Consider the following 2,750-nt stretch of genomic DNA (forward strand, 5'->3'; position numbering starts at 1 on the left):
GACACGCCTGAACGCCTGCTGCGCCGCGAAGTCTCGCCCGACGGCCGCGTGTCGCTGATCGCCGTCGACGGCAGCGCGCATTCCGGGCTGGAGCCGCTGGACATGTCGGGCCTTTTGCGCGACCTCGGCAACTCCGGCCATGTCGAGCCGAGGATGGCGTGGGACGCCTTCATCGGCCACATCCATTTGCGCGCCCGCGCGCCCGAGGCGCTGATGGAATTCTATCTCGGCGTGCTCGGCTTCCGGCCGCATATCCAGTCCCGGACCTTCGGCATGTTCGACTGCGGCACCGAGCGCCGCGCGCATATGATCGCCTTCAACATCTGGGCGCGCGGCGAGCTGCGCGAACCGCCGCCCGATGCCGCCGGCCTGGACTATTTCACCGTCGAGCTCGGTTCCGCCCACGAACTTGCCGCCGTGGCGCGCAGGCTCGAAGCGGCCGGCATACAAGCGAAAAGAGACGGTCGCGCCATCTCGACCGCTGATCCGGAAGGCAACCGCCTGCGGCTCGTGGTCCAGGGAGGTTGACCGCAACCGCTTAAAGACGGGAGTAGTGGAGGAGGGGGAAATGTCGCTGATGGTGATTGGAACCGGCTTCGGCCGGACCGGCACGGACTCGATGCGCGAGGCGCTGACCATGCTCGGCTTCGGTCCTTGCCACCATATGTCGGAGGTCATGGGGCATGCGAAGCAGAAGCGGCTCTGGCGGGCGCTGGCCAGGGGCGAGGCGCCCGACTGGGCCCAGCTCTTCGCGGGATATAAATCCTGCGTCGACTGGCCCTCGGCCTTCTATTGGCGTGAGCTGATCGAAGCCTATCCGCAGGCGCGCGTCATCCTCACCTGGCGCTCGCCCGAAAGCTGGTGGGAGAGTTTTGAAAAAACCCTGCTGCCGGCGATCGCCGGCAGCACGGATCAGGAGTCGCTCGGCATCCCGCTCGTCGCCAACCAGGTCTTCGGCGGCCGCCCGCAGGACCGAGCACATGCCATCGCCGTCTACCGGGACAATGTCGAGGCGGTGCTGAACACCGTGCCGGCGGGACGGCTGCTGGTGCACAAGCTCGGCGACGGCTGGGCGCCGCTCTGCAGCCATCTCGGCGTTCCCGTGCCGGAGGAATCCTATCCCGCCCGCAACACAACGCAGGAGTTCCGATCCGCGCTTGGCATAGTCCAGTAGATTGGAGCGACTCCAGGACAAAGTGTGTAACGTTAGGCTCGGCGACTTCGCCGTAGCCCTCCGAAATTGAGTAAAAACAAATAGATAGAGCGTTTCGGCGTTTCGTTGAAACGCTGAGAGGCGCTAGCGCGGAATCATCCCTTGACCTCGGTGCCCGCTTTCGCGGAGGGCACCAGCTGGATGGCGGGGCGCTCGCCCGGTGGGGTGCTCCTGGCGACAACCACCCTGTCGCGACCCTCGGCCTTCGCGTCATATTGCGCGTGGTCCGCGGCGTTGGTGATCTCGGCCCAGCCGGTGCCATGCTCGGGATAGGCCGCGACGCCGAACGAGGCCGTCACTGTTCCAAGCGTGCGGCCGCGATGCGCCAGATGCAGATGCTTGATCGCCTGGCGGAGCGTTTCGGCGCGCTGAGCTCCCTCCTCAAGCGAGCATCCCGGCATGACCAGGGCAAATTCCTCGCCGCCATAACGGGATACGACATCGCTGTCGCGCGCATGCTCGATTAGCGTCGCGGCAACCTGCTTCAGCACGAGGTCGCCGGCCTCGTGCCCGAAGGTATCGTTGAACTGTTTGAAGTGATCGACATCGAGCATAATGACTGCCAGCGGCTGGCTCGAGCGCTCCATGCGCCTCAGTTCGCGGCTGCTGGTTTCCTCGAGATAACGCCGGTTGAACAGGCCAGTGTTCGGATCGCGGATCGATTGCTGCCTGAGCGTTTCGCGCAGGCGCAGATTGGCCAGCGCCAGCGCCAGCGTGTCGACGACGCCGCGCAGGATCTGCTGTCGTTCGGTCAGCCATTGCGGCTTCTCGGCGGCATTCGATTCGCACAGATGCATAATGCCTAGCGTCTCGCCCTGCGCCGCCAGCGGCATGCAGACGTAGCCCTTGTTGCCGTTCTCCGTGATGTGAGCGCAACGCGGCGTGAGCAAGCCCGGACCGACGACATGCTCCTGGCCGCGGCGCAGCGCCCAGCAGTCTTCCGGCGCGAATTGATTGACGCTCGAACGCACGTCGCCCCAATGCGCCATCTCCTCGACCAGGTTGCGCGAAGCGCTGGTCAGGTGGACGCTCCCGCTCAGGCCGCCGAGAAACTCGGTCATCGCCGTGCCGACAACCGAGAAGGCCTCTGGGAAGGTCACGCAGGCCTGCAGCAGTTCGCCTAGCTTAACCAGGCGGGCCGTGGTTTCCGACTTCTCGTGCAGCTCGCGATTGAGGATCGCGAGTTGGTCGGCGCGTTCGTTGACGACCCCTTCGGCGCGGCGCAATTCACTGATGTCGTTGAGGGTCAGCACCAGCCCGCCGTCAGATCGGCTGAGCGGACTGCAACTGGCGATGACTGGGATCTGCGAGCCGTCCAGCCTGACGAGGCGTATCTCGCGCTGCTGCTGCCGACCGGTAGCCAGAGCCATCTCGACGGGAGACGACCCACTGGCGAATTCGACGCCTTTCGGATCGTGCAGTGTCAGCGCCGCGTCCCATTGCAGGCCGACGATCTTGTCGGCGCGCCGGCCGATCATCGTCGCTGCGGCGGGGTTGACGCTGGCGATGCGGCCCTCTGCATCGAGCACCGCGATGC

At 65.5% G+C, this 2,750-nt stretch carries 3 protein-coding genes; 2 read left to right on the plus strand and 1 reads right to left on the minus strand.

Annotated features, from left to right (window positions below; all coding sequences use genetic code 11):
* A partial coding sequence (locus EOA28_RS31700) for a VOC family protein (RefSeq protein WP_348633448.1) occupies positions 1 to 528 on the plus strand: 528 nt, incomplete at its 5' end.
* Positions 529 to 568: 40 nt separating this feature from the next.
* Positions 569 to 1,174: a sulfotransferase family protein gene (locus EOA28_RS31705; protein ID WP_127253153.1), complete on the plus strand. Its 606-nt coding sequence runs from the start codon at positions 569 to 571 to the stop codon at positions 1,172 to 1,174.
* A 134-nt stretch (positions 1,175 to 1,308) separates the two neighbouring features.
* Here EOA28_RS31705 and EOA28_RS31710 read toward each other — a convergent pair.
* Positions 1,309 to 2,750: diguanylate cyclase (locus EOA28_RS31710; protein ID WP_148670980.1), on the minus strand; the 1,442-nt coding region annotated here is incomplete at its 5' end.

It is taken from the genome of Mesorhizobium sp. M2A.F.Ca.ET.067.02.1.1, from assembly GCF_004023285.1.
Taxonomy (GTDB): domain Bacteria; phylum Pseudomonadota; class Alphaproteobacteria; order Rhizobiales; family Rhizobiaceae; genus Mesorhizobium.

Coding starts and splice junctions, on each gene's coding strand:
- EOA28_RS31705 (WP_127253153.1), top strand. CDS start 569: ATGTCGCTGATGGTGATTGGAACCGGCTTCGGCCGGACCGGCACGGAC.